This is a genomic window from Enterobacter cloacae complex sp. 6730903 (assembly GCF_048283985.1).
Lineage (GTDB): Bacteria > Pseudomonadota > Gammaproteobacteria > Enterobacterales > Enterobacteriaceae > Enterobacter > Enterobacter hormaechei_C.
Genome location: NZ_JBLVXX010000010.1, coordinates 117961 through 143622 on the forward strand (window position 1 = coordinate 117961; position 25662 = coordinate 143622).

Here is a 25662-nt window from a genome sequence, read left to right on the forward strand (position 1 = left end):
CGATCCTTAACTGTAGTATTGCCGTTGCAGGAGGATATTGGCTTCATCAATGGCGCGGTCGATCGCTTCCCGACTGGCCGTCACGTCCCTTTGCTCAAGCGCAGAAAGCAGATCGGCATAATGATAGGTCGTTGCAGGGATATCTTTCATCTCTTCGTGCAGGTAGTTGATACACGGACCAATCCGTACCCAAAGCTGCTCAATCAGCGAGTTCAGGGTCGGCATTTCGGCATACTGATAGAGCGTAAACCGGAACACGCGGTTGGCATGGATCGCCTTCTGCACGTCACCCTGATGCATGGCGGTGCTGAAGTTATCTGACAGCGCGCGTAATGTATCCAGTTTGGTTTCGGTCATATTCTGACACGCCGCCGCAACGGCCATTGGCTCAAGCTGTTTTCGGATGGCGTTAATTTCGTTATAACGCTCCAGCGTAACCTCCGGCACTAAAAACGCCTGAGCAGGCGTGGCCTGTAATGCGCCTGCCGACACCAGGCGCAGCAGGGCTTCGCGCACCGGTGTAATGCTGGTGCCTAATTTATCGGCAATCTCTTTCGTGATGAGTCGAGCCCCAGGTTTTAATGAGCCCGTAATTAACGCCCCCTTTAAACTGTTCTCAACTTGCATCGTCAGACTGATTCTTTGTGCTTTTTCCAGATTTTCCAAATCAAGCATGTTTAATTCCCGTAGCCAAAACAAAATGCCATTTTCAGCGACTGTTTAAAAAAACATCGCCGGTTTGATATATCCTGTATCGTCATGCCTGGTATGAAGGGCGCGCGTTAAAATAAAATTTGTTCAGTTAATATTACGTTTACCACTACTGGCTCAGCTGGGCCGATGGCGCGCAATGCTTATGGATTAATTAAAGACAATATATCGTATCTTCACAAATAATTATGGCGGACTTTGCCCGCCATAACCGATGCTCTGTTTAGTCCGCCGCCACGCGGATCACGACCTTGCCGAAGTTTTTCCCTTCCAGCAGCCCAATCAGCGCCTCTGGCGCCGCGTCCAGCCCTTCGGTGACCTGCTCGCGATAGTGAATTTTGCCTTCCTGCACCCAGCGACCCATTTCCTGCTGGAACTCGTCGATACGATGACCATAGTCCTGAGCGATGATAAAGCCCTGCATGCGGATGCGTTTTTTCAGGATGGTCCCCATCAGTAGCGGCAAGCGATCCGGACCCTCCGGCAGGTTGGTCGCGTTGTAGCCGCTGACCAGTCCGCAAACCGGGACGCGCGCGGAGGTATTTAGGAGCGGCAGCACGGCGTCAAAGACTTTACCGCCGACGTTTTCATAATACACGTCAATGCCCTGCGGGCAGGCTTTCGCCAGCTGTTCGGCAAAATCATCCGCATGGTGATCCAGACAGGCGTCGAAACCGAGCACGTCGACCGCATGACGGCATTTCTCCTCCCCGCCAGCCACGCCGATGACCCGGCACCCTTTGATTTTACCGATCTGCCCCACCGTTGCGCCGACCGGCCCCGTGGCTGCGGCCACGACAAGCGTTTCCCCCGCCTGAGGCTGGCCGATATCAAGCAGCCCCATATACGCGGTAAAGCCCGGCATCCCCAGCACGCCGAGTGCCCATGAAGGGTGCGACGGGTTTTCGCCCAGCCTGACCAGCCCTTTCCCGTCGGAAAGTTCATACTCCTGCCAGCCGCTGTAGCCCAGAACCCACTCGCCCTCTTTATAATCCGGATGGCGGGAGGTCTCGACGCGGCTTACCGTGCCGCCCACCATCACCGCGCCAATCTCGACAGGAGGTGAATAGGACGGCGCATCGCTCATACGGCCCCGCATGTACGGATCAAGCGAGAGCCATACGGTGCGTAATAACACCTGCCCCTCTGCGGGCGTGGGGATCGGCTGCTCTTCCAGGCGGAAATTTTCGGCAACCGGTGCGCCGTGTGGACGAGAAGCCAGTACCCAGCGTCGGTTTTGCGTAGTTGATTGACTCATTCATCGCTCCTTAGTGCTGAAAATGTCATTCAAGTCTGGCACGTTATCCTGCGGATCGCCTTTGCATTATGAGCCGGACTGATTAAGCCGCACGACCAGATACAGGCACGATTCATCCGTTTCGTTGATAAACCGGCAGTCGTTCGGCGGCCCGAGTTCCAGACAATCTCCGGCCTTCATTTCATGGCGGGTATCCCCCTCCAGAAAGACCAGTTCACCTGCCTGCAACCAGATCAGCTGTCGCGCCAGCGCATAAGAGGAGGCGGGCATCGGCACATCGCTGCCTGCGGGCAGTTCCACCTGGACGAGGTCGATAGGCATATCGCTGCGCGGCGACACATGGCGACGCAAATAGTGGCTTTGCGGATCGCGCCAGACGGGCTGGTTCGCCAGACGTAACAGTTTGCCCTCCTGCATTTCCGCGCGCGCAATGAGCGTAGACATGCTAATACCGAAGGCACCGGATAACCGGGCAAGCAGCGTCGCCGTTGGGCTACTGTCACCCCGCTCAATCTTATGGATCATGGCGCGTGAGATACCTGCCCGTTCGGCCAGTTCGCTTAATGACCAGCCCCGCGACTCGCGTTCAAGGCGTATACGGGCGCTAATGCGTTGATTCATATTGTCTGTCATTGTGTTCATGACGTCATACTATAGTGTACGGATGGTTTTTCGGGGCAGTTTTGTGACAAAAAATAGGGATTTTGTCGTAGCGATGCAATACAAGAACTGTGTAATATTGTGAGTAAATCGTACTACTATAGTGAACAACACAGCCAGAGGTTAACCATGATTGTTCGTCATGCCTGTAAAGAAGATTGTGCCGCTATCGGTGAAATTTATAACCATGCGGTGCTGCACACCGCCGCCATCTGGAACGATACAACTGTCGACACCGATAACCGTATTGCATGGTTTGAGGCGCGTACGCTGTTGGGTTATCCGGTGCTGGTCAGTGAAGAAGAAGGTGTTGTGACGGGATACGCCTCATTTGGCGACTGGCGAGCGTTCGACGGTTTTCGCCATACGGTGGAGCACTCGGTTTACGTTCATCCCGATCACCAGGGCAAAGGCATTGGTCGACTGCTAATGACGGAATTAATCAAGGAAGCCCGCCAGATTGGTAAACATGTGATGGTTGCCGGTATTGAGGCGCAGAATCGGGCGTCGATTCATCTGCATGAAACCCTGGGCTTTATTACCACCGGAAATATGCCGCAGGTGGGAACCAAATTCGGTCGCTGGCTGGATTTAACCTTTATGCAACTCCAGCTCGATGAGCGCAGCGATCCGGATGCTCTGCCATGAATCAATCGTTGACGTTAGCGTTTCTGGTGGCCGCCGGGATTGGGCTGGTGGTGCAAAACACCCTGATGGTGCGCATTACGCAATCCTCTTCCACCATTCTTATCGCCATGCTGCTGAACTCGCTGGTGGGGATTGTGCTGTTTGTCAGCATTTTGCTGGTGAAAAATGGCCTGGCGGGGTTTAGCGAACTGGCATCAACGGTGCGCTGGTGGACATTAGTCCCCGGCCTGCTGGGGTCATTTTTTGTCTTTGCCAGTATTAGCGGGTATCAGAATGTGGGCGCGGCAACGACCATTGCCGTGCTGGTGGCAAGCCAGCTGATTGGCGGCCTGGTGATGGACATCCTCAAGAGCAACGGCGTCCCCCTGCGCGCGCTGGTTGGCCCGGTCTGCGGCGCAGTGATGCTGGTGGTCGGCGCCTGGCTGGTGGCACGGCGCCAGTTTTAACCCTTACAGAATAGTCCCACCCTGCGTGAGATGGGCATGGCGCGCCTCCGCCTCTTCTTTATGCTGCTTACCATGATGCGCAATCGCGGTACGCAGGCGCTGCTGCTGGGTATAGCGATCTTCACGACTGAGGTCTGCATCATCGCTTAATTCGATCAGCAGTTCGTTCATGTGGGTAATTACGCTCTCTTCGATGGCAGCATCGACGCGGGCGATAACATCGTTTAAATGTGACATTGTCACTCCTTTTCACGTGCCTGGCGGCGCTATGCTTACCGGGCCTACGGGTGGTAACTGTAGGCCGGGAAAGGTGTAGCCGCCGCCCGGCAAGAATACGATCAGTTCAGCTTCGCTTTCGAGAAGTCACTGCCCATCAGACTCACGCTGTACCCGGTCACATTGCTGCGGGTCGCGTAGAACGTTTTGCCGTTAGCTAACGCAATCCACGGCGCCTGCTGGTAGAAAATCTCCTGTGCCTGGCCATACAGCTTCGCACGTTCGTCCGGTTGCTGGTCAGTTTGGCCTTTTGCACCAGTTCATCATACCCCTTATCACACCAGCGCGCGGCGTTAGATCCGGTTTTGATGCTGTTACAACCCAGCAGCACATCGGCGAAGTTGTCCGGATCGCCGTTATCAGACATCCAGCCGAACAGCGCGGAATCATGCTCGCCTTTACGCATGCCGGAGAGATATTCCCCCCACTCGTAAGAGACGATTTTCGCCTTAACGCCCACTTTCGCCCAGTCAGCCTGGATCATCTCCGCAATGCGTCGCGAGTTCGGGTTGTACGGACGCTGAACCGGCATGGACCAGAGGGTCACTTCCGCGCCCTTCTCCAGACCCGCCTGCTTCAGCAGCGCTTTCGCTTTTTCCGGATCGTAGCCGTAATCCTTCAGGTCTTTATTAAAGCCGAGCATGTTCGGCGGGATCGGCGATTTAGCGACCGTACCAGACCCCATAAAGACCGCGTTCACAATGGCCTTTTTGTCAGTCGCGTAATTCAGCGCCTGGCGCACCAGCACGTTATCAAACGGTTTTTTCTCCGTGTTAAACGCCAGGTACCCCACGTTCAGCGCATCCACCGAGTGCAGGGTCAGGTCTTTGTTTTTCTTGATCGCTTCAAACTGCACTGGCGACGGCGCAGGAATGATCTGACACTCGTTCGTTTGCAGCTTCGCCAGACGCGTCTCAACGTTTGGCGTGATGGAGAAGATCAGGTGTTTGGTCGGCACCTCACCGTCCCAGTAGTTCGGATTGGCGACGTAGCGGATCAGCGAATCCACCTTGTACTGCTGAAGCACATAGGGTCCGGTGCCGATTGGCCAGGTGTCCACATTTTCAGGTGTCCCCTTTTTCAGCATCGCGTCCGCGTACTCGGCAGAGAGGATCGAGGCGAAGTCCATTCCCCAGTCGGCCAGGAACGCCGCGTTGGGTTCGCTCAGCGTGAACTGAACGTGATAATCGTCGATTTTTTTCACATCCTGAATGAGCTTGTCGAGGCCCACGTCATTAAAGTATTCGTAATTGCCCTGGGAAACATTGTGATAGGGATGCTTAGGGTCTTTCTGACGCATAACGGAGAAAGTAACGTCATCAGCGTTAAAATCACGGGTCGGTTTGAAGTATTTATTGCTGTTGAATTTCACCCCTTTACGCAGGGTAAACGTGTATGTTTTGCCGTCTGGCGAAATGGTCCACGACTCGGCCAGAGAAGGCACCGGCGTGTTTTTTACCGGGTCGAAGTTAATCAGACGGTTATACAGCGTTTGCGAGCTGGCGACAAACGAGGGGCCAGAGCTGGCGATCTGCGGGTTAAACGACTCCGGCGATGCCTCGGAGCAGTAGATAATGGTGTCTTTGTTTGCCGCCCATGCGGCGCTTGCCGGTAGCAGCGCGCTCAGCGCGAGGGCGAGCACGGTTTTCCCTGTAGACATGGTTATTACCCTTTCGGTTTTATTATAGTGAACAGTAATAACAGCACAGACGTTTTGGCCTGACAAATAACGAATCACTATCAGGTTATTCTAAAGCCGTACATTCGCTGGTTTTAGCATCACCCCGCAGAAACCGATTTGCCTTAAGGTTCATTATTCGTCAAGCACAACCGTCACGATCAATGCCGCAAGAAATCATCCCTTTTGTCGTCTCCTCCGCCGTTTGCTTGCTTACCTGTTTCGTTACATTAATGGCGTGAAGAAGTCTACAGGACCAAATCGTGGCAAAAACACTTTTACGCAGCGGTAATCTGGATGATTTTCAGGCCGTTGGCGGCGGCGGACAGGCCGTTTTTGAATCAGCGCTGCAAATCCGCGAAGCGCTTCGGTTGCGCAAACAGCAGGCTATCGTCGATTGCCTGGCCATTCCTCAGGTCAACGACGGCGGCGATCGCGTTGACTGGTACTCCCCGGTTGAGGGAACCGTCTCCAGCTGGAAGGCGGCGGATGAAGATGATCGTTATCGCGCCCTGCGCTATCTGGAAAACACGCTCGCCAGCGTGGAGTCGCTGAGTAAAAAATGCCTTCAGTCACCGAAAACGGCGCAGCAACTGTTTGGCTCTCTGCTCTCAAAAGCCTTTCAGTATCCCGGTGAAAACTTTGTTTTCCTGGTGGATGGCAAGCCGGTGATCTGCTTCTGGGGTTTCGTCAACCTTAACGAAAACGCGCGCGACGACGTGCTGGACTGCCTGCGCGAATCGTTGGTCCCTGAACCTGAGCCAGTGGTGATTAACGAGCCTGAACCTGAACCGGAGTCAGAACCGGCCCCGGTGGTGACTTTTGCGCAGGCCGACGCGCCGCTTATCACGCCTGTGACTACCGTCCGTATCACCGACGATGAACTGTATAAGCCAGAGCCGGTGCGCATAAACGCCGCGCCGCCAGAGCCCGCACCGGCGGCCATACAGAAAAAACGTCGCTCCCCCCTGTGGTTGCTGCCGGTTGCCGCCGTCATTATTGCAGCCATCGCCACCCCGCTGCTCTGGCCAAAACAGGCCCCGATCGCAGCGCCTGTTGCCACACCAGCGCGAGCGCCTGTCGCCATTGCTCCGGCCCCCATAAAGTCGGTTGAGCCGCTTGAGCTGAAACTCCCGCTGCACCAGGCCGAAGTGGTAGAGCCGAAGGTGAAAACGCCTGCCCCGGCAGCCGAACCGGTGGTCATTACCGCGATACCGAAAGATGCGATGGTGATGGAGGCAAACCAGGTCAAAGCGGGGTTAACGCGCTTCCTGAACGGCACCTGGCGCGCTTTTCTCGATGTGCAGGATCCGCTCACCGGCAAACCGCCGTCGCTGCGCTACCAGATCCAGAACAATAAAGGTTTCGCCCGGGTCGTGCATGGCGACAACATTGTCTGCCGGGTAGACGTCTTTTCCGGATTACACAGCAACGGCGAGCTGTTGATCAAAACGCGCGGAAACGCGCGTTGCACCGACGGTTCACGCTATCCGATGCCGGAAGTGACCTGTAAGGCGGGTGCCAGCGACGTGGCGGAATGCACCGCACGTTACGATGCCAGCACCGTCGTTCCTCTGACGTTCAAGAAAGCAGGTGTCTGATCCTATGCTGGTTAATCTTTGCGACTATAAACAGAGCGTGACGCTGATTGCTAACAGCGGCGTGCAGTTTCTCGATTTTGGCCTGACTCCGCAGGACACCGCCAGCAACGGGCGTTTCGTGCGTAAAACGGCAAATGGCCCGCTGCTGCGCCTGGATTTTGACCTGGTTAACGGCCGGTACACGCTGCCTGCCACCGATGGCGGGCAGCCGGAAGTGGTCAAGCCTGAAAGCACCATTCCACTGCATGACTCCCTGACTGTGCTGGACGGCGTCTGGCTGCCGCTCCCTTTCCTGCGCTTTAACCCGCCGCGGACGTTTGTTGAAGGCCCGGATAACTGGGCGCGCGTCCAGGTACGAAAGCTTTCCACCCCCGACGCGGCTGGCAATACGCACCGGGTCACCGTCGCGCTCGACAGCCAGATTGCAGAGCATGCGACGTCTGCCCTGTCGCCGGTTGAAAACGATATCCTGAACGGCACGCGTTTCGCGCTCGCCTGGCGCGACAGTGAGGTTGAAAGTTTCCTCGACCAGACCTGGATTGACGGCTGGCTGCGCGAAGCCTTCACGCAGTTTGCTGACGGGGTTGAAAAACGCTCCGAGCGCGAGCTGCATCAGGCCATGCGCAGCTTTGAATATCAGGCGCACTGGCTCAACCTGCTCTCCATGCTCGGTGAACAACTCACCGTGCCGGAAGTAAAGTTTGTCACCCATACCCTGAGCACCCCTGCCATTCCTGTCGATCTGATCCTTGACGTAGGCAACACCCATACCTGCGGCGTGATTATTGAAGATCATGGTGATGCCAACGACGGCCTGCGCCAGACGGCTGAACTTCAGGTACGATCGCTGAGTGAGCCGCAGTTCCTGAATGAACCGCTGTTTACCAGCCGTCTTGAATTTTCCGAAGCGCGTTTTGGCAAGCAGCACTTCTCGGTGGAAAGCGGCCGGGAGGATGCATTCGTCTGGCCGTCGATTGTCCGCGTGGGTGATGAAGCGCGTAAGCTGGCGATGCAGCGTCTGGGCACGGAAGGCAACAGCGGCATCTCCAGCCCGCGTCGCTATCTGTGGGACGAGACGCCGGTGGTGCAGGACTGGCGCTTTAGCCAGATGAACAGCAAAACTCAGCGCGAACCGCTGGCAACCGCGTTTCCGCTGATGAACCTGATGAACGACGACGGGGAACCGCTCTTTACGCTGCCGCAGGATGAACGCCTGCCGGTATTCTCTCCGCAGTACAGCCGCAGCACCCTGATGACGCACATGCTCTGCGAGCTGCTGGCTCAGGCGCTTGGCCAGATTAACAGCGTGGCCACCCGCCTGCGGCTCGGCTTCCCGGCCTCTCCCCGCCAGCTGCGGACGCTGATCCTCACCCTGCCTTCGGCGATGCCGAAACAGGAGCGCGAGATTTTCCGTCGCCGCATGTTCGAAGCCATCGCCATCGTCTGGAAAGCGATGGGCTGGCACCCGCAGGATGAAGACTTTGCCAGCCGCAAGCAGCAGGAAAAAAGCGTGGTGCCGGTTCCTGAGATCCAGATGGAGTGGGACGAGGCCAGCTGCGGCCAGCTGGTGTGGCTGTATAACGAAGCCATTTCCCATTTCGGCGGCCAGACCGAGGCCTTTTTCGCCTCCCTCGCCCGTCCGGATCGCGCGCCTGAGCCTGGCGTCCAGCCGGGGCGTGCGCTGCGCGTGGCCTCGATTGATATCGGCGGCGGCACGACGGATATGGCTATCACGCACTATCAGTTAGATGATGGTTCCGGCAATAACGTCAAAATCACCCCGCAGCTGCTGTTCCGCGAAGGGTTTAAGGTCGCTGGCGATGATACGCTGCTGGACGTGATCCAGCGCTACGTTCTGCCCGCCCTGCAAACCCAGCTTCAGAAATCCGGCATAGCCGATGCTTCCCAGCTGATGGCATCCCTGTTCGGCGACTCCGGGCGGATCGATACCCAGGCGGTCCTGCGCCAGCAGACGGCGCTTCAGCTCTTTATGCCGATCGGTCACGCGATCCTGGCGGCGTGGGAATCGAGCGATGTTGACGATCCGCTGGCCGGGCTGCACGCCACCTTTGGCGATCTGCTTGCGCAAAAACCGACGCGCAACGTGATGAATTATCTCCAGCAGGCGTTCGATCATGCTTTGCCTGCTGGCTCAGAACACTTTGATCTGTTCAGCGTACCGCTGCACGTCAGTTTCCGGGAGATGCGGGACGCGATGCTGGCGGGTCAGTTCACGCTGGCCGCTCCGCTTCATGCGGTATGTGAGGCGATCTCTCACTACAGCTGCGATATTCTGCTGATCACCGGACGGCCAGGCTGTCTGCCGGGCGTTCAGGCCCTGATTCGCCACCTGCAACCGGTGCCCGTCAACCGCATCGTCTGGCTGGATAAATACCAGGTTCATGAATGGTATCCGTTCAGCCAGCAGGGACGGATCGGCAACCCGAAATCCACCGCTGCGGTGGGAGCGATGCTTTGTAGCCTGGCGCTGGATCTTCGTCTGCCGCGCTTTAACTTTAAAGCAGCGGATATTGGCGCGTACTCTACGGTGCGCTATCTGGGCGTGCTGGATAACACGATCAATACCCTGCGGGACGAGAACGTCTGGTATCATGATATCGACCTCGATAAACCCGGCGCGAAACTGGACGCCCGTCTGCACTTCCCGCTGCGCGGCAACGTTACGCTCGGCTTCCGGCAGCTGGCCAATGCCCGCTGGCCCGCGACGCCGCTCTATACCCTGAGCATCAACTCAGCCGAACTGGCGAAAGCCATTGCGGGCGACGGCGTACTGAACGTGCGCCTGAAGCTGCGTGGCGGCACTAAGCAGGAAGGCCCGGAATCTTTCGAGCTGAGTGATGCCTGGCTACAGGACGGCACGCCCGTGCCGCCGGATGCCCTGACCTTTAAACTGAATACTCTGGCCGATCGCCGACACAGCGGCAGCCACTACTGGATCGACAGCGGGAGCGTATACCTCAAATGACTGCGACGACTGCCACCACTCAGGCCTTAATCGGGTGGATCAACGAGACGCGACAGCACGCCCCGATGCTGGATAACGAAGCCGACGCCCTGCTTGCCCGCCTTAACGCAGTAAGCGCGCGTGAAGAGGCGCTCGATCGCGCCCTTGTCAGCCAGGGCAGCATCGGCTTATACGGCCACTCGCAGGCCGCAAAAGCGCACCTGCTGGCTGCCCTGTGCGGCAGCGGCGACGAACGGCTGAACGTTACGCCGGGTCAACGCACGTTTGATTACTTCTCGCATATTAACCCCGGGCATGCACCGACCAACATGGCCGTGCGTTTCAGCAGAGCGTCCCGCGAGGTCGCAGACGACGCGTTTCCCCTGCGCCTGCGCCTTGTAACGGAGGCCGAGCTGGTGCAGCTGTTTATCGCGCGCACCACGCTGGATCCGCAGATCCGCGCGGTGGATAAATCGGTAATTGAAGCCCGGCTTGAGAAGTGGCGGGCGCTGCGTCAACCGCAGAGCGTGCCGGGAATGACGGCGCGGGAAGTCGCGACCATTGCCCGGTTCTGGCAAAGCGTAGTACCCGGCGCTAAGCAGCATATTGATGATGCCCTGTGGCATCAGTTTGCCCTGCTGGTTCCGTCGCTTGATCTCAGCACCCGCGCCAGCGTCTGGTCTCTGCTGTGGGGTGAGCAGCAGGAGTTAACCCAGCAGTGGCTTAAATTCGCCCAGGTGCTGCATCAAACCAGCCATGCCAGCGCGCTTGCGGCGCCGTTGAGTCTGCTGGTGGACAGCTTTGGTCTGCCGTGTGAAGGTTTCCTTACTCACGGGGCGTTTACCGTGCCGGAAGCACAGGAAACACTGCTTCATCCGGTAAAAAACGGCGAGCTGCTTAACGCCATTAGCCTGCCCGTCGATGTACTGACATCTCTGACCCGAGAAGTGGTGCTGCCCGTTGAGAACTGCGTACTGGATAACGTTGACGTCATTGATATCCCTGCCATTTCTGAGGAAAACACGCCGCTGATGATGCAGGCAAAATGCCTGTGGTTGCTGGAACATTATCGTCAGCACATTCAGCCGGATGTCCTGGTTATCTGCAATGCCACGGCGCACCACCAGCAGACCGCGAAAACGGCCAGGCTCCTGCAAAACTGGGTCAAAGAGACGCAGCCGGTTGAAGAATCCGCGTTGCCAGGGCTGGTCTGGGCCATTACCCCTCATGATGCGCGGTTTACCACAAAGCAGAATCTGGACGAAGCGGTGCAGCAATTGCTGGGCCAGCCGGGTCTGCGCTGGGGCACGCTTCAGGCGCTCGATACCCACAGCATGCAGCGGGTGATTGAGTGGCTGTCGCAGGCTACCCTGCCAGCACAGCGCCAGAAGCGTCTCCGCGCGCTGAAAAGGCTGTTACAAGAGTCTCTGTCGACGCTGATGCGCCCATATGTCGCGCCTCTTACTCAGGAGCCAGGCGCAGGGCGGGCAATGGCCGAAAAAATGGTCCGAACGCTGCAAGGCAGTGCCGCTCGTCATGGTGAACTGCTTGAGGGACTTCTTCCGCCGTTAAACGCGTTTGAGACGCTGCTGACCGTTCACCAGCCTCGTGAGGAACAGGTCAACGGCCTGTTTAACGATGTTATCGATCTGTTTGCGGAAGAGACGCAGGAAAATCCAGGCGCGTTGCAGACCAAAGACAAGGCGCGGCTGGCCCATAACGTGTGGGTTAACCATCTTCGTCAGTGGAGTCGCAACGACGCGGCGGCTGCCCGTCTGGGCCTGGACGCAGAGGTACTACAGCAGATTGCGGATGTTCTGATCGTTACCAGCTACCGGCTGGATCTGCCGCTGCAACTGCAACGCATTGCAGAAAAAGATAAAAGCAGTGCCGCGCAGTTGCATGCCGCGACAGGCAATTTCATTAGCTGGCTTGGCTATGAACTGACGCCCGTCGCTGAACGGCCTGCAAGCCGGATCCGCAAAGGTCAGCCAATTTTTGTGACGCCCGTTGTGAGCAGCGCTTCACCCCGTCTTACCCGGCTTGGCGAGCAGCCTGTCCATGCGGCAACAGCCTATGTTTATGACTGGCTGGTTGCGCTCTACACCCGCGCGATTGAGAACGTGGATTATCAGTGCCCGTATGACGTTCAGCCTGCTGCGCGGAAAGCCTTGTCTGCCTTGCTGTCTTAATCATTGCAGCCCGCAGCAATGCGGGCTACCCCTTCATGAGCCGTTTATGAAGCCAGATAAAGTCTGAGCCAACGCTGACGGGTTTTCCCAGGACATTGAATGGCCCGCATCAGGGATAATTTTTACAGCAACGCCGTTTTGTTGCAGACGATTAAAATCGTCATCAGGCAGGGAGCGCTCACCAAAGACTAACATTACCGGGCAGCGCAATGACAAGAACAGGTGTTCCCAGTCAGGTTTAACGCCCTCGACCAGGCTTGTTGCGCCGCGCCAGACGGCCCGGGGAGCATTGCTTTGAAGGCTTCCAGCCCACGGCGACGTTTCCGCCCGAAGCATGTCATCATAGCCCTGAGCCAGAAAATGTTGTTCCGTTTGGGCCGCAATTGCTCGGCTGAACATCCCGCCACCCGCATGAAAATTGGGTTCAGACACTATCAGGCCCTTAACGCGCGACGTTAACAGTGCTGCCGTTTCGATCGCGATACTCCCCCCCATGCTATGACCATACAGCCAGAGACTATCCAGGCCGAGATGGTTTAACAGTTCAACCACCACCTGCGCCTGTTCGCTCGTGCGATAACGGTAGTTGTCAGGTTTGTCACTGTAACCGCTACCGGGAAGATCGATCAGAATGGCTCTGCGCCCCCCGAAACGGGTATCACAGACAATACGAGGATATTCATACGACGATGCACAGCCCAACCCGTGGATAAACACAACCGGGTCACCGAAACCGGGAAGATCCTGCCAGCGCACAGTGCAGCCTGCATGCTGCGAATAGAAACTGTTCATAAGCACTCCATGTAGGACAGACTGTATATTTATACAGCCTGAATGTATGGAATGCTATGTCTGGATGCCGATTCTGGAAGCGTGCTTCAGAAAAGAGAGATCAACAGGGCAACAGGAAAGCTCATCGGCCAGGTGGAACCCACCAGGAATGCGCTCAACAGGCGAATACGTTTACGATCTTTAGACAGGAACCAGGTGATTAATGCGCAGATGGAGGCCATGATTGCGTAGAACACCAACATCTTTTGATACAACGTCATTCTGTTTACCTGAGCCGAAAAATAACCGCACGCAATATGCGTCATATGTTGACACAGATCAAGTTTTTTCGTTACATCATAACCACTTAAATACTAAGGATAATAACAACTGAGTATCTTGTGTAACAACGCCGGGTAAAGCAAAACGGTTATTATTGATAAGGTGCATATTAAATGCACTTTTTGATAAATCCATCCCCGCAGAAAGCAGTTTAATAACAGCAGGCTTTTAAGGGAGGAAACATGCTACGCATTCCGCAGAGTTGCATTCACACCCGTTCCACGCCTTTCTGGAACAAAGAAACGGCCCCCGCCGGCATTTTTAAACGTCACCTGGATACGGGCACGCGTCCGGGCGTTTACCCTCGCCTGTCGGTGATGCGTGGCGCAGTGCGTTATCTGGGCTATGCTGATGAATTCACACCTGAGCCTGACAGCGAGCTCGTCATTGAAGCGGGTCGTTTCGGCGTTTTCCCGCCAGAGAGATGGCACCACATTGAGGTGATGACCGACGACACCCTGTTCAATATTGAATTCTTTGTTGAACCTGAGGTGCTTAAATCCCTTTAAGCACCCGCCAACATGAAGGAAACTATGATGTTACGTATTCCTGAAAACTTTGTTCATACCCGCTCGACGCCGTTCTGGAATAAAGAGACCGCCCCAAAAGCGCTTTTTACCCATCACAACACCAAAGCCGGCGTGTACGGTCGGTTGTCCGTCATGCAGGGTGCGGTGCGTTACTTTGGCTTTGCCGATGGCGACGCCACCGAGCCCGATCTGGAAGTGGTTATTGAGGCCGGTTCTTTTGGCATCTCCCCACCGCAAAAATGGCACCGCATTGAGCTACTGACCGACGACACCTATTTTAATATCGACTTTTTCGCGGATCCTGCCGTCACGCTCAGCGGTGCGGGCATCGGTAAAGTGGTCAACACGCATAAGGAGTAAATAATGGGTAAGGCTACCTATACCGTGACCGTCACCAACAACAGCAACGGCGTGTCGGTGGATTATGAGACAGAAGCGCCAATGGAGCTGTTGATCCCGGACGTCGCGGCAGATGTCGTGAAGGATCTGGTGAACACCGTTCGCGCCTACGATACGGAAAATGAACACGAGGTCTGTGGCTGGTAAGCTGAATCGCCCGGCACTGCGCCGGGCATGTGAGTTTAGTGTTTGATCATTACATGCCGGACTACCGTGTAATCCTCAAGTCCGTAGACCGACATATCTTTGCCATAACCGGATAACTTCATCCCGCCGTGCGGCATTTCGCTTACCAGCATAAAATGGGTATTGACCCAGGTGCAGCCATACTGCAACCGCGCGCTGAGTCGATGGGCGCGTCCGACGTCTTTTGTCCAGACGGACGAGGCCAGGCCGTATTGCGAATCGTTGGCCCAGTTTAGCACCTGCGCTTCATTCTCAAATTCTGTCACGCTGACTACCGGGCCAAACACTTCGCGCTGGACGATCGCATCTTCATGCTTCGCCCCGGCCAGCAGCGTTGGCTGGAAGTAATATCCTGCCCCCTCTTTTTTACTGCCACCGGTGACGACGCGGATATGTCCTAGGGCTTTGGCTTCATCCACGGCAGCACAAACGCGGGAAAGATGCGCTGCGGAGCTGAGCGGGCCCAGCTCCGTTGACGCATCGTCCGGCGCGCCCATTTTCAGGCTGGCAACGGCTGCGCCCAGCTTTTCGACCAGCGCGGGGTAAATCCCCTTCTGGGCATAGATACGACAGGCTGCGGTACAATCCTGACCAGCATTGTAGAAACCAAACGTACGCACGCCTTCAACCACGGCATCCAAATCTGCATCGTCAAAGACAATGACCGGGGCTTTTCCGCCCAATTCCATATGGGTACGTTTCACTGAAGATGCGGTATGCCCGATAATATGTTCTCCGGTGGCAATAGAGCCAGTGAGAGAAACCATACGGACTTTTTCGTGACCGGTCAGCGGATCTCCTACGGTTTTTCCGCGACCAAACAGCACGTTCAGCACACCTGGCGGGAAGATATCTTTCGCCAGTTCCGCCAGCTTCAGCGCCGTCAACGGGGTGATTTCAGACGGCTTGATGACGACACAGTTTCCCGCCGCCAGCGCGGGTGCCAGCTTCCACGCCGCCATCATCAGAGGATAGTTCCAGGGGGCAATAGAGGCGACAACGCCAACCGGGTCGCGGCGGATCATCGAGGTATGTCCTTCGAGGTATTCTCCGGCAGCCAGCCCGTTCAGGCAGCGGGCTGCCCCGGCAAAGAAGCGAAACACATCGACCACGGACGGGATCTCGTCCCCCTGGACACAGTGCAGCGGTTTCCCGCAGTTAAGGGACTCCAGTTTTGCGAACGCGTCAGCGTTGGCTTCTATCACATCAGCCAGTTTCAACAGACATTCGGCGCGCGTTTTCGGCGTCGTTTGCCCCCACTCTGTGAACGCGCGATCGGCAGCATGGACGGCAGCGTCCACCTGTGCTGCCGACGCTTCAGCCATCTCCAGCAGCACTTCACCCGTGGCAGGATTATAAACCGCCTGCTTCTCACCTTCGCCGGTCACCAGTTCACCATTAATCAGCAATTGATTTTGCATAGCATCGTCCTGTTGAAATCGACATTGTTTTCGCTGTCAGCACACGTTCTGGCGGGCAGAAACGTGACAACGTCACGTTACCAATCCGCACTCCCTTACTAAAGGTAGACCGCGCGTCATGTCGCTTCAGGAATTTTCATCAAGGTGTGACTGGGTGCAGCATCATTTCGCGGATTAACCCCGCCAGCTGGACGACCGCCTGCTCCTCCCGCTCGCCCCAGCCCCATGAGGTATTGAAACGGAAAAACGGTGTCCAGATATTGGAGGTAGAAAACATCTTGCCGGGCGCAATGCTGATTTGATGGGTTAACGCCTTCTCACTCAACCGCCCCGCATCCAGCTGTTCAGGCAGTTCCAGCCATAAAAAGTAGCCGCTGTCGTTGTGATGGATTTTGACACCAGCAGGCATATGGCGCAAAAGCGATTGCCAGGCCTGCTGTTTGCGTTCAGCAAGCGTGCGTCGCAGGCGACGAAGGTGGGCGTCGTAACGTTTGGTCGCCAGGTAATCCACCAGCGCCAGTTGCATGGGAGAGCTGGTGGACAACGTACTCATCAGCTGCAACTGCTGAATACGGCGCGCATGTTTTCCCGCCGCCACCCAGCCAATACGGAAACCAGCCACCAGACACTTGGAGAATGAGGAGCAGTGCAACGTCATATCCTGCTTATCCCAGGCCTTTGCCGGAAGCGGCTTTTCGCGGCCAAAGTAGAGTTCGCTGTAAACATCGTCTTCAATCAGCGTGACGTTATGCCGGGTGAGTAAGGCCACCAGCTGAGCTTTCTTCTCTGCACTCAGCGTGAAGCCGAGCGGGTTCTGACTGTTGGTCATCAGCCAGCAGGCTTTCACCGGATAATCATTTAACGCCTGCTCAAGGGCACTGAGATCGATGCCCTCACGCACGTCAGTGGCAACCGACAGCGCTTTCAGTTTCAGACGTTCAAGCGCCTGGAGTGCGCCATAAAAACAGGGGTTTTCAACGATAACCCAGTCCCCTGGTTCAGTCACAGCCTGCAAACTGAGGTTGAGCGCCTCAAGCGCCCCCGCGGTGATCACAATTTCATCCGGGGAGATATTCATTCCCTGCTGAGCGTAGCGACGGGCAATGGCATGACGTAAGTCGACGTTACCCGGCGGCAGGTTTTCAATCACGCTCATGGCGGTAGCCGTTTTGCTGACGTTAGCCAGCGATCGGTTGAGTTGCTGAAGCGGGAAAAGGCGCGGATCGGGAAATGCCGAGGCAAAAGGGACAACGGAGGGGTCGCGGCTGGCCTGTAGCACGTCGAAAATATAGGTGTTGATGTCGACCACTTCATCGCGCATCACCTGCGCGGGCGGTGCAGGCTGGTGTGTGGTCGGGCGGGCGGCAACGTAATAGCCTGACTGCGGTCTGGCAACAATTCGCCCCTGACTTTCCAGCATCTGATACGCGTGGCCCACGGTCATAAAACTCATGCCGCTGCTTGCCACCTGCTCTCGCAGAGAAGGCAGCTTATCGCCCGGCAACCATACGCCAAGCTCAATCTGCGAGATAATTTGTTGCGCCAGACGCTGGTATTTTTTCATCAGATTCTCCTTATTGCTGACAGTGTATATCAGCAGGAGAAAAAGAGAAGATTTTGCTAACTGTTATAGGAAACGCGGCAGATTACTTGCGGTACTCTGTAATGTGATTCTGAGCAGAACGCGCTGCGGCCAGGTGGTCGAGCGTGATCATCGACGATTTGCAGAAAATGCATTTCGCGCCGAACGGATTTTTGTCAGACACATCAAAAGCTGAGGTGCGGTACTGCGAGCCATGACAGCATGGGCAGCGGAAATGGATATAAGAAGTCATAGGATTCTCCTGTAAACGTAAAAACGTAAATTACTCATGAGCCGATCAGGCAAAAAATGGTTCGATACAAAACGAATCGGAATGTAGATAAAGACCCAAGAGAGGCTGCGGAGAGGCACAACGTGATGAGAACTGCTTTATAAAACTACGTCAGATATTTATTTGGATTCAAAACCAGAAATCCATTAACGCATGTTGCTGGCGACAAAGCAAGCTGTTTAATGCGTAAAAATCATAAAAAGAAATTTTTTATTCTTCCTTGTTAACTATATCAGCCAGATAAAGTTCAGCTTTTCCCACAACTGTTATAGATAATTTATCAAATTCTGCTTCTGATATCTTATTTGCCCCCTCTCTATCATAACAGTACACCGTTTAACATTGAGGCAGTGCATGTTTGGTTTAGATGCGTTTCATCTTGCGCGAATACAGTTCGCCTTTACCGTATCCTTTCATATTATTTTTCCGGCGATAACCATTGGCCTGGCGAGCTATCTCGCCGTGCTGGAAGGGCTGTGGCTGAAAACAAAAAATCCCGTCTGGCGCTCGCTGTACCATTTCTGGTCGAAGATCTTCGCCGTCAACTTTGGGATGGGCGTGGTCTCCGGCCTGGTGATGGCTTATCAGTTTGGCACCAACTGGAGTGGGTTTTCGCAGTTCGCGGGCAGTATTACCGGCCCCCTGCTGACCTATGAAGTGCTTACCGCATTCTTCCTTGAGGCGGGGTTCCTCGGGGTGATGTTGTTTGGCTGGAATAAGGTCGGGCCGGGGCTGCACTTCTTTTCGACCTGCATGGTCGCACTGGGAACCCTCATGTCTACGTTCTGGATCCTCTCGTCAAACAGCTGGATGCAGACACCGCAAGGGTATGAAATCATCAACGGTCAGGTCGTTCCGGTGGACTGGTTTGCCGTGGTGTTTAACCCCTCCTTCCCTTACCGCCTGCTGCACATGTCGATAGCGGCATTTCTCAGCAGCGCACTGTTTGTCGGTGCCTCCGCAGCCTGGCATTTGCTGCGCGGAAACAACACACCCGCGATTCGCACCATGTTCTCCATGGCGTTGTGGATGACGTTGATCGTGGCACCCGTCCAGGCGCTGGTGGGTGATATGCACGGGCTTAATACCTTGAAACACCAGCCAGCGAAAATAGCCGCCATTGAAGGCCACTGGGAGAATCCGCCGGGTGAGCCTACCCCACTGCTGCTATTTGGCTGGCCAGATATGGAGCAGGAACGGACCCGTTTTGGCCTGGAAATTCCCGCGCTCGGCAGCCTGATCCTGACCCACAGTCTCGATAAACAGGTTCCGGCATTGAAGGAGTTCCCGAAAGAAGATCGCCCGAACGCCACCATTGTCTTCTGGTCTTTTCGCATCATGGCCGGCCTGGGGATGTTGATGCTGCTCCTGGGCGTGACGGCGGTCTGGCTGCGTTACAAACAGCGCCTTTATACCTCACGTTCCTTCCTGTGGTTTGCCCTGCTGATGGGGCCGTCCGGGCTGATCGCGATCCTCGCCGGATGGGTAACAACGGAGGTCGGCCGCCAGCCGTGGGTCGTCTATGGTCTACAGCGTACGAAGGATGCGGTCTCCGCGCATGGCGATCTGCACATGAGCGTCAGTTTGCTGGCCTTCTTCGTGGTTTATACCGCGGTGTTCGGCGTGGGTTACAGCTATATGGTGCGTCTGATTAAAAAAGGGCCGCAGCCCCATGGATCCTTCGCGACTGAATCCGATGGCCGCCCTGCTCGTCCGCTTTCTGCCGTCACCACTGAATTTAAGGAGTAACCGTAATGGGTATCGATCTTTCCATTATCTGGTTCGTGATTATCGTTTTCGCCACATTGATGTATATCGTGATGGACGGTTTTGATCTGGGGATAGGTATCCTGTTTCCGGCAACGCCGAATGCGGACGATCGCGACGTGATGGTCAACAGCGTGGCTCCCGTCTGGGATGGCAACGAAACCTGGCTGGTGCTTGGCGGTGCGGCCCTGTTTGGCGCCTTTCCTCTCGCCTATGCGGTTATCATCGACGCGCTAACCATTCCACTGACAATAATGCTGATCGGGCTTATATTTCGTGGCGTCGCCTTCGAATTTCGCTTCAAGGCCACTCCGGTGCACCGCCCGTTCTGGGATAAGGCCTTTATTGGCGGATCAATTGTGGCTACCTTCAGCCAGGGCATCACCGTCGGCGCGGTCATTCAGGGGTTCAGCGTCACCGGTCGCGCTTACAGCGGTGGTCCGTTTGACTGGTTTACCGCGTTCAATTTTTTCTGCGGCGCGGGTCTTGTGGTGGCTTACGCGCTGTTAGGATCAACGTGGCTGGTAATGAAAAGCGAAAATGCCCTGCAACAGCGGATGCGTCAGGTATCGAAAGTGCTTCTGCTCCTGCTTCTGGTATTCATTGCGGTAATCAGTATCTGGACCCCTCTCGCCCAGCCAGCCATTGCTGCGCGCTGGTTTACGCTGCCGAATCTGTTTTATCTGCTGCCCGTCCCTGCGCTGGTTGCGATCCTGAGTCTGTGCCAGTGGCGCTGCCTGAACGATCCTGCGAGCCATACTCTGCCGTTTATCATGACGTTAGGGCTGGTTTTTCTTGGCTTTAGCGGGCTTGGGATCAGCATCTGGCCGCATATCATCCCGCCGGACATTACCCTGTGGCAGGCCGCTGCGCCAGCCCAAAGCCAGGGCTTTATGTTAGTGGGTGCACTGTTGATCATTCCCGTGATTCTGGTCTACACCTTCTGGAGTTATTACGTTTTTCGCGGAAAAGTACAGCATGGGGAGGGTTATCACTGATGCAACAACCAGTATGGAAACGTTTGATGTGGCTTGCCATCATCTGGGGCGGCAGCGTCCTGGCGCTGGCCTGCGTAAGTATGCTCTTTAAAATGCTGATGGCCGCAGCCGGATTTAAATCGCACTAACTCACTGACCGGGTGCGCCGCCGCCCGGTCCCTTCCCGCACTTTCAGATAAACCCCATTAACACCCAGGAGAGTATGGTTACACTGAAAAAATATTTACAGCATTGATAGTTTGAGAAGAAAAATGAAAAAGCTCGCGGCAGTAAGTTTAATCAGCCTCGCACTGGCTGGATGCGTTAATCCTGGTAAAGCCTCCGTTCAGACCGATCAGTTAGAGAATCACCGTTTCGTTCTGGAAAATGTGGATGGCAAAGCGGTTAAAGGCGGGAAAACGCAGCCTGAAATTCGCTTCAGTGCGCAACCCAATATCAGCCTGATTAACAACATTGTCGTCTCCGGCACAATGTGCAACGGCTTCAACGGCCAGGGGAAACTGTCCGAAGGCGAGTTGACGGTCAAAACGCTGGCAATGACGCGGAAACTCTGCACCGAGCCGCAGCTAAATGAACTGGATCAGACCATCGCCGATATGCTACGCACAGGCGCACAGGTAGACCTGACCGAAGACCAGTTAACGCTGGCGACAGCCAATAAAACATTGATGTTTAAGCGAGTTGGATAACTCAGTAACTTCCGCACGAACCTACGGCAAGCGACTGCTCACTACAGCGTTTGCCATTTGGCAATGCGCACATGCCGATGGCGGAGCCGTCAAGCTGACGGGCAACGGAGAGTGAACCGCCGATCATTGCGCAGTTGGCCTGACCTGAACTGGACATCGCCGCTCGCATACCCGGCGTAACGTGTGCCGCTGTCGCCTGCTGTACAGGTTCATTGCTGCATGCCGACAACAGTAACGCGGCACATCCGACCCAAAATGCTGAACGCATACCTTCCTCCCCATAATTAACGCGAAACCTATGCATAATAGGCATCACGCGCCGCATCGTCGAGAGCGGATGTGCGTATTTATGCGCCCTGGTAACAATTTCTCGCAATTTTTTAACGCGAATAGCCATCGAGTCATTGATACAGCGCATCCCAAGGACACAAAAGCGAAAATCGTAAAACCTGAGCTTTGCTAAAATACACAGATAATATTCAGGGTCTGTCGTTGTTTTACAGGCCCCTCTTTTTGCGCAATGTAAGGGTGTTGTCCTATGCAAACTATTGACGGCAATGGTGCAGTCGCGTCTGTTGCGTTTCGTACCAGCGAAGTGATCGCCATCTACCCCATCACTCCCAGCTCCACGATGGCTGAACAGGCTGACGCCTGGGCGGGTAATGGGATAAAAAACGTCTGGGGCGATGTCCCGCGGGTTGTAGAGATGCAGTCCGAAGCCGGTGCCATTGCCACCGTGCATGGTGCGTTGCAGACCGGTGCCCTGTCGACCTCGTTCACGTCATCTCAGGGGCTGCTGTTGATGATCCCCACGCTTTACAAGCTGGCAGGGCAATTAACGCCGTTTGTGTTGCACGTTGCCGCACGCACCGTAGCCACTCACGCTCTCTCTATTTTTGGCGACCACTCAGACGTGATGGCCGTGCGTCAGACCGGCTGCGCTATGCTCTGCGCCAGCAGCGTGCAGGAAGCACAGGACTTCGCGCTGATTTCGCATATCGCCACGCTGAAAAGCCGTGTGCCATTTATTCATTTCTTCGATGGTTTTCGCACGTCCCACGAGATCAATAAAATCGTTCCACTGCCGGACGACACCATTCTGAATCTGCTGCCGCAGGCGGACATCGATGCGCATCGCGCTCGCGCCCTCAATCCGGAACATCCGGTGATCCGGGGTACCTCTGCAAACCCGGATACCTATTTCCAGTCCCGCGAGGCGACGAACCCGTGGTACAACGCGGTCTATGCGCACGTTGAACAGGCGATGGACGATTTTGCCGCTGCGACGGGCCGCGAATATAAGCCGTTTGAATATTACGGTCATCCGCAGGCCGAGCGCGTGATCGTCCTGATGGGCTCCGCCATCGGCACCTGTGAAGAGGTGGTTGATGAGCTATTGACGCGTGGAGAGAAAGTTGGCGTGCTCAAAGTTCGCCTCTACCGTCCCTTTTCAGCGAAACACTTACTCGCAGCCCTGCCGGACAGCGCGCGTGCCGTGGCGGTACTGGACCGCACCAAAGAGCCTGGCGCACAGGCTGAACCACTTTATCTGGACGTGATGACCGCTCTGGCTGAGGCGTTTAACCGCGGTGAGCGCGAAACGCTGCCGCGCGTCATTGGCGGACGTTATGGGTTGTCTTCCAAAGAGTTCGGGCCGGAGTGCGTCCTGGCGGTATTTGCTGAACTCCGCGAGGCAAAACCGAAGCCGCGCTTTACGGTCGGCATTTATGATGACGTGACTAACCTTTCTCTGCCCTTGCCGGAAAACACCCTGCCCTCCAATGCGAAACTGGAAGCGCTGTTCTACGGTCTGGGCAGCGACGGCAGCGTCTCGGCGACCAAGAACAACATCAAAATTATCGGCAACTCCACGCCGTGGTATGCGCAAGGGTATTTCGTCTACGATTCCAAAAAAGCGGGCGGACTGACCGTTTCCCACCTGCGCGTCAGCGAACACCCGATCCGCTCGGCATACCTGATTTCTCAGGCCGATTTTGTTGGCTGTCACCAGCTCCAGTTCATTGATAAATATCAGATGGCCGAGCGCCTGAAGCCCGGCGGTATTTTCCTGATCAACACCCCTTACAGCGCCGATGAGGTCTGGGCACGCCTGCCCCAGGAAGTCCAGGCAGTGCTTAACCAGAAACAGGCGCGCCTGTATGTCATTAACGCCGCGAAGATCGCCCGCGAATGCGGCCTGGCCGCGCGCATCAATACGGTTATGCAGATGGCGTTCTTCCACCTGACTAATATTCTGCCGGGCGACAGCGCGCTGATGGAACTCCAGGGGGCGATCGCCAAAAGCTACAGCAGCAAAGGTCAGGAGCTGGTTGAGCGCAACTGGCAGGCGCTGGCGCTGGCCCGCGAATCGCTGTTCGCGGTGCCGTTGCAGCCGGTCAATGCCAGCAGTCCGAACCGACCGCCAGTGGTATCTGACGCCGCCCCGGATTTCGTCAAAACCGTCACGGCGGCGATGCTTGCCGGACTGGGCGACACCCTTCCCGTCTCTGCGCTTCCGCCTGACGGCACCTGGCCGATGGGTACGACCCGCTGGGAAAAACGCAACATTGCCGAAGCGATCCCTATCTGGAAAGAAGAGCTGTGCACCCAGTGCAACCACTGCGTGGCGGCCTGCCCGCACTCCGCCATTCGCGCCAAAGTGGTGTCGCCAGAAGCGTTAGATGGTGCGCCGGAAAGTCTGCACTCGCTGGATGTAAAATCCCGCGATATGCGTGGTCAGAAATATGTCCTACAGGTGGCGCCGGAAGACTGTACCGGCTGTAACCTGTGCGTCGAGGTGTGCCCGGCGAAAGATCGTCAGGACCCGTCAATCAAAGCCATCAATATGATGTCGCGTCTTGAACATGTTGAAGAAGAGAAAGTGAATTATGATTTCTTCCTCGACCTGCCTGAAATCGATCGCAACAAGCTGGAACGCATTGACATTCGTACCTCGCAGCTCATCACCCCGCTCTTCGAGTACTCCGGGGCGTGCTCCGGCTGCGGCGAAACACCATATATCAAACTGCTCACTCAGCTTTACGGCGACCGGATGCTGATTGCCAACGCGACGGGCTGCTCGTCGATCTACGGGGGTAACCTGCCGTCCACGCCGTACACCACCGACGCGAACGGTCGCGGCCCGGCGTGGGCAAACTCGCTTTTCGAGGACAACGCAGAATTTGGTCTGGGATTCCGTCTGACGGTCGATCAGCACCGCGCCCGCGTAATGCGTCTGCTGGCACAGTTTGCCGATAAGATCCCGGCAGAACTGAATGATGCCCTGCATGCGGAGGCCACACCTGACGTTCGTCGCGCGCAGGTTGCTGAACTGCGCAACGCGCTTCAGGGTGTTGAAGGGGCTGAACAACTCCTGACTGATGCTGACGCGCTGGTTGAAAAATCTGTCTGGCTGATCGGCGGCGACGGGTGGGCCTACGATATTGGTTTCGGCGGTCTTGATCATGTCCTGAGCCTGACCGAAAACGTCAATATTCTGGTGCTTGATACTCAGTGCTATTCCAACACCGGCGGACAGGCCTCGAAAGCAACGCCATTGGGGGCGGTCACCAAATTTGGTGAGCACGGCAAGCGCAAGGCGCGTAAAGATTTGGGCGTCAGCATGATGATGTATGGACACGTCTACGTCGCGCAGATTTCGCTGGGGGCGCAGCTCAACCAGACGGTGAAAGCCATTCAGGAAGCGGAAGCGTATCCAGGCCCGTCGCTGATTATCGCCTACAGTCCGTGTGAGGAGCATGGCTACGATCTGGCGCTCAGCCACGACCAGATGCGTCAGCTCACCGCAACCGGCTTCTGGCCACTGTACCGCTTTGACCCGCGCCGTGCCGATGAAGGGAAATTGCCGCTGGCGCTGGATTCGCGTCCGCCGTCAGACGCCCTTGCCGAAACCTTACTTCAGGAGCAGCGTTTCCGCAGGCTGAACGCCCAACAGCCTGAAGTAGCAGAGCAACTATGGAAGGATGCGGCAGCGGATCTTCAGAAGCGTTATGACTTCCTGGCGCAACTGGCAGGGAAAGCCGAAAAGTCGACCAGTGAATAACCTGTATGCCCGGCTTGTCCGGGCATTTTTTTGCCATAAAAAAGCCCGATGCATGTGCACCGGGCGAATCCAGAAGATCGGTGAAAATTGTCTCAACGTTCTGAACAATATTCACGTGAATTATGGATGAAAAAATCTTAAAGGCATATAACGGCGTGGAGATTACCTTGTTTTCCACGTAATTAAT

Annotated in this window: 23 protein-coding genes and 1 pseudogene; 13 read left to right on the top strand and 11 right to left on the bottom strand. The window is 55.9% G+C overall.

The features are described 5' to 3' along the window. Positions 1 to 6: 6 nt before the first annotated feature. From ACNQ0W_RS07735 to ACNQ0W_RS07745, 3 genes are all read right to left on the bottom strand, one after another. Positions 7 to 675, bottom strand: coding sequence for a GntR family transcriptional regulator (locus tag ACNQ0W_RS07735; RefSeq protein WP_047051057.1), 669 nt, complete (start codon positions 673 to 675; stop codon positions 7 to 9). 259 nt (positions 676 to 934) lie between these two features. Beyond that, entirely contained in the window at positions 935 to 1969 is a 1035-nt protein-coding gene (locus tag ACNQ0W_RS07740; protein WP_047051056.1) for an NADP-dependent oxidoreductase, read from the bottom strand. Positions 1970 to 2035: 66 nt separating this feature from the next. Further along, positions 2036 to 2611, bottom strand: coding sequence for a helix-turn-helix domain-containing protein (locus tag ACNQ0W_RS07745; protein WP_062932990.1), 576 nt, complete (start codon positions 2609 to 2611; stop codon positions 2036 to 2038). A gap of 147 nt (positions 2612 to 2758) precedes the next feature. Between ACNQ0W_RS07745 and ACNQ0W_RS07750 the strand changes: the two genes are divergently transcribed. Both ACNQ0W_RS07750 and ACNQ0W_RS07755 read left to right on the top strand, forming a co-directional pair. Further along, a complete protein-coding gene (locus ACNQ0W_RS07750) occupies positions 2759 to 3277 on the top strand; it encodes a GNAT family N-acetyltransferase (protein ID WP_047051054.1) in 519 nt (172 codons plus the stop codon). Beyond that, the gene (locus ACNQ0W_RS07755; RefSeq protein ID WP_045334946.1) at positions 3274 to 3723 is read left to right on the top strand and encodes a DMT family transporter; all 450 of its coding nucleotides are present in this window, start codon (positions 3274 to 3276) and stop codon (positions 3721 to 3723) included. Before ACNQ0W_RS07750 ends, ACNQ0W_RS07755 begins: the two co-directional genes overlap by 4 nt. A 3-nt stretch (positions 3724 to 3726) precedes the next feature. Here the strand turns inward: ACNQ0W_RS07755 and ACNQ0W_RS07760 are convergent, their stop codons facing one another. Together ACNQ0W_RS07760 and ACNQ0W_RS07765 are read right to left on the bottom strand one after the other, a co-directional pair. After that, positions 3727 to 3960, bottom strand: coding sequence for a YdcY family protein (locus ACNQ0W_RS07760; RefSeq protein ID WP_047051052.1), 234 nt, complete (start codon positions 3958 to 3960; stop codon positions 3727 to 3729). A gap of 101 nt (positions 3961 to 4061) precedes the next feature. Further along, a pseudogene (locus ACNQ0W_RS07765) lies at positions 4062 to 5659 on the bottom strand (ABC transporter substrate-binding protein). A gap of 281 nt (positions 5660 to 5940) precedes the next feature. On the opposite strand from ACNQ0W_RS07765, the gene ACNQ0W_RS07770 reads away from it, so the two are divergent. Genes ACNQ0W_RS07770 through ACNQ0W_RS07780 form a run of 3 tightly spaced genes read left to right on the top strand, consistent with a single transcriptional unit; the run spans position 5941 to position 12435 of the window. Next, a complete protein-coding gene (locus ACNQ0W_RS07770) occupies positions 5941 to 7278 on the top strand; it encodes an SrfA family protein (RefSeq protein WP_062932988.1) in 1338 nt (445 codons plus the stop codon). A 4-nt stretch (positions 7279 to 7282) separates the two neighbouring features. Continuing rightward, positions 7283 to 10264, top strand: coding sequence for a virulence factor SrfB (locus ACNQ0W_RS07775; protein WP_062932987.1), 2982 nt, complete (start codon positions 7283 to 7285; stop codon positions 10262 to 10264). Further along, entirely contained in the window at positions 10261 to 12435 is a 2175-nt protein-coding gene (locus ACNQ0W_RS07780) for a virulence factor SrfC family protein (RefSeq protein ID WP_062932986.1), read from the top strand. The genes ACNQ0W_RS07775 and ACNQ0W_RS07780 overlap by 4 nt, the downstream gene beginning before the upstream one ends. A 33-nt stretch (positions 12436 to 12468) precedes the next feature. Here ACNQ0W_RS07780 and ACNQ0W_RS07785 read toward each other — a convergent pair whose 3' ends face one another. After that, positions 12469 to 13227 carry an alpha/beta fold hydrolase gene (locus ACNQ0W_RS07785; RefSeq protein WP_062932985.1) on the bottom strand — a complete coding sequence of 253 codons (759 nt, stop codon included), beginning with the start codon at positions 13225 to 13227 and terminating at the stop codon, positions 12469 to 12471. Positions 13228 to 13313: 86 nt separating this feature from the next. Continuing rightward, complete coding sequence (locus ACNQ0W_RS07790; protein ID WP_003856960.1) at positions 13314 to 13487, bottom strand: GhoT/OrtT family toxin; 174 nt, start codon at positions 13485 to 13487, stop codon at positions 13314 to 13316. A gap of 243 nt (positions 13488 to 13730) precedes the next feature. Here ACNQ0W_RS07790 and ACNQ0W_RS07795 point away from each other — a divergent pair, with 243 nt between their 5' ends. From ACNQ0W_RS07795 to ACNQ0W_RS07805, 3 genes are read left to right on the top strand one after another with little or no spacing between them, the layout of a single operon-like run. Continuing rightward, positions 13731 to 14057, top strand: a complete 327-nt coding sequence (locus ACNQ0W_RS07795) for a DUF1971 domain-containing protein (RefSeq protein ID WP_015570441.1) — start codon at positions 13731 to 13733, stop codon at positions 14055 to 14057. Positions 14058 to 14084: 27 nt separating this feature from the next. Beyond that, positions 14085 to 14438 (top strand): DUF1971 domain-containing protein, encoded by a 354-nt coding sequence (locus ACNQ0W_RS07800; protein ID WP_003856958.1) that lies wholly within the window; start codon positions 14085 to 14087, stop codon positions 14436 to 14438. A 3-nt stretch (positions 14439 to 14441) separates the two neighbouring features. After that, on the top strand, positions 14442 to 14624 hold the full coding sequence (locus tag ACNQ0W_RS07805) for a DUF1869 domain-containing protein (protein WP_003856955.1): 183 nt from the start codon (positions 14442 to 14444) through the stop codon (positions 14622 to 14624). Between the two features lie 35 nt (positions 14625 to 14659). On the opposite strand, the gene patD is transcribed toward ACNQ0W_RS07805, so the two are convergent. The 3 genes from patD to ACNQ0W_RS07820 form a co-directional block, all read right to left on the bottom strand. Continuing rightward, on the bottom strand, positions 14660 to 16084 hold the full coding sequence (gene patD, locus ACNQ0W_RS07810) for an aminobutyraldehyde dehydrogenase (protein WP_062932984.1): 1425 nt from the start codon (positions 16082 to 16084) through the stop codon (positions 14660 to 14662). Positions 16085 to 16223: 139 nt separating this feature from the next. Further along, a complete protein-coding gene (locus tag ACNQ0W_RS07815) occupies positions 16224 to 17648 on the bottom strand; it encodes a PLP-dependent aminotransferase family protein (RefSeq protein WP_017693361.1) in 1425 nt (474 codons plus the stop codon). Between the two features lie 82 nt (positions 17649 to 17730). After that, positions 17731 to 17919, bottom strand: a complete 189-nt coding sequence (locus ACNQ0W_RS07820; RefSeq protein ID WP_017693360.1) for a hypothetical protein — start codon at positions 17917 to 17919, stop codon at positions 17731 to 17733. A gap of 393 nt (positions 17920 to 18312) precedes the next feature. Between ACNQ0W_RS07820 and ACNQ0W_RS07825 the strand changes: the two genes are divergently transcribed. From ACNQ0W_RS07825 to hslJ, 4 genes are all read left to right on the top strand, one after another. Next, positions 18313 to 19707 carry a cytochrome ubiquinol oxidase subunit I gene (locus tag ACNQ0W_RS07825; protein WP_062932982.1) on the top strand — a complete coding sequence of 465 codons (1395 nt, stop codon included), beginning with the start codon at positions 18313 to 18315 and terminating at the stop codon, positions 19705 to 19707. 5 nt (positions 19708 to 19712) lie between these two features. Further along, positions 19713 to 20723, top strand: a complete 1011-nt coding sequence (gene cydB / locus ACNQ0W_RS07830; protein ID WP_062932981.1) for a cytochrome d ubiquinol oxidase subunit II — start codon at positions 19713 to 19715, stop codon at positions 20721 to 20723. Further along, positions 20723 to 20851, top strand: a complete 129-nt coding sequence (locus ACNQ0W_RS07835; RefSeq protein WP_017693358.1) for a DUF2474 domain-containing protein — start codon at positions 20723 to 20725, stop codon at positions 20849 to 20851. Before cydB ends, ACNQ0W_RS07835 begins: the two co-directional genes overlap by 1 nt. A 123-nt stretch (positions 20852 to 20974) precedes the next feature. Continuing rightward, on the top strand, positions 20975 to 21412 hold the full coding sequence (gene hslJ / locus ACNQ0W_RS07840; protein ID WP_062932980.1) for a heat shock protein HslJ: 438 nt from the start codon (positions 20975 to 20977) through the stop codon (positions 21410 to 21412). 1 nt (position 21413) lies between these two features. On the opposite strand, the gene ACNQ0W_RS07845 is transcribed toward hslJ, so the two are convergent. Beyond that, positions 21414 to 21680 (bottom strand): DUF333 domain-containing protein, encoded by a 267-nt coding sequence (locus tag ACNQ0W_RS07845; protein WP_003856935.1) that lies wholly within the window; start codon positions 21678 to 21680, stop codon positions 21414 to 21416. A 270-nt stretch (positions 21681 to 21950) separates the two neighbouring features. On the opposite strand from ACNQ0W_RS07845, the gene nifJ reads away from it, so the two are divergent. Continuing rightward, positions 21951 to 25475: a pyruvate:ferredoxin (flavodoxin) oxidoreductase gene (nifJ, locus tag ACNQ0W_RS07850; RefSeq protein ID WP_062932979.1), complete on the top strand. Its 3525-nt coding sequence runs from the start codon at positions 21951 to 21953 to the stop codon at positions 25473 to 25475. The last annotated feature ends 187 nt before the right edge of the window (positions 25476 to 25662 follow it).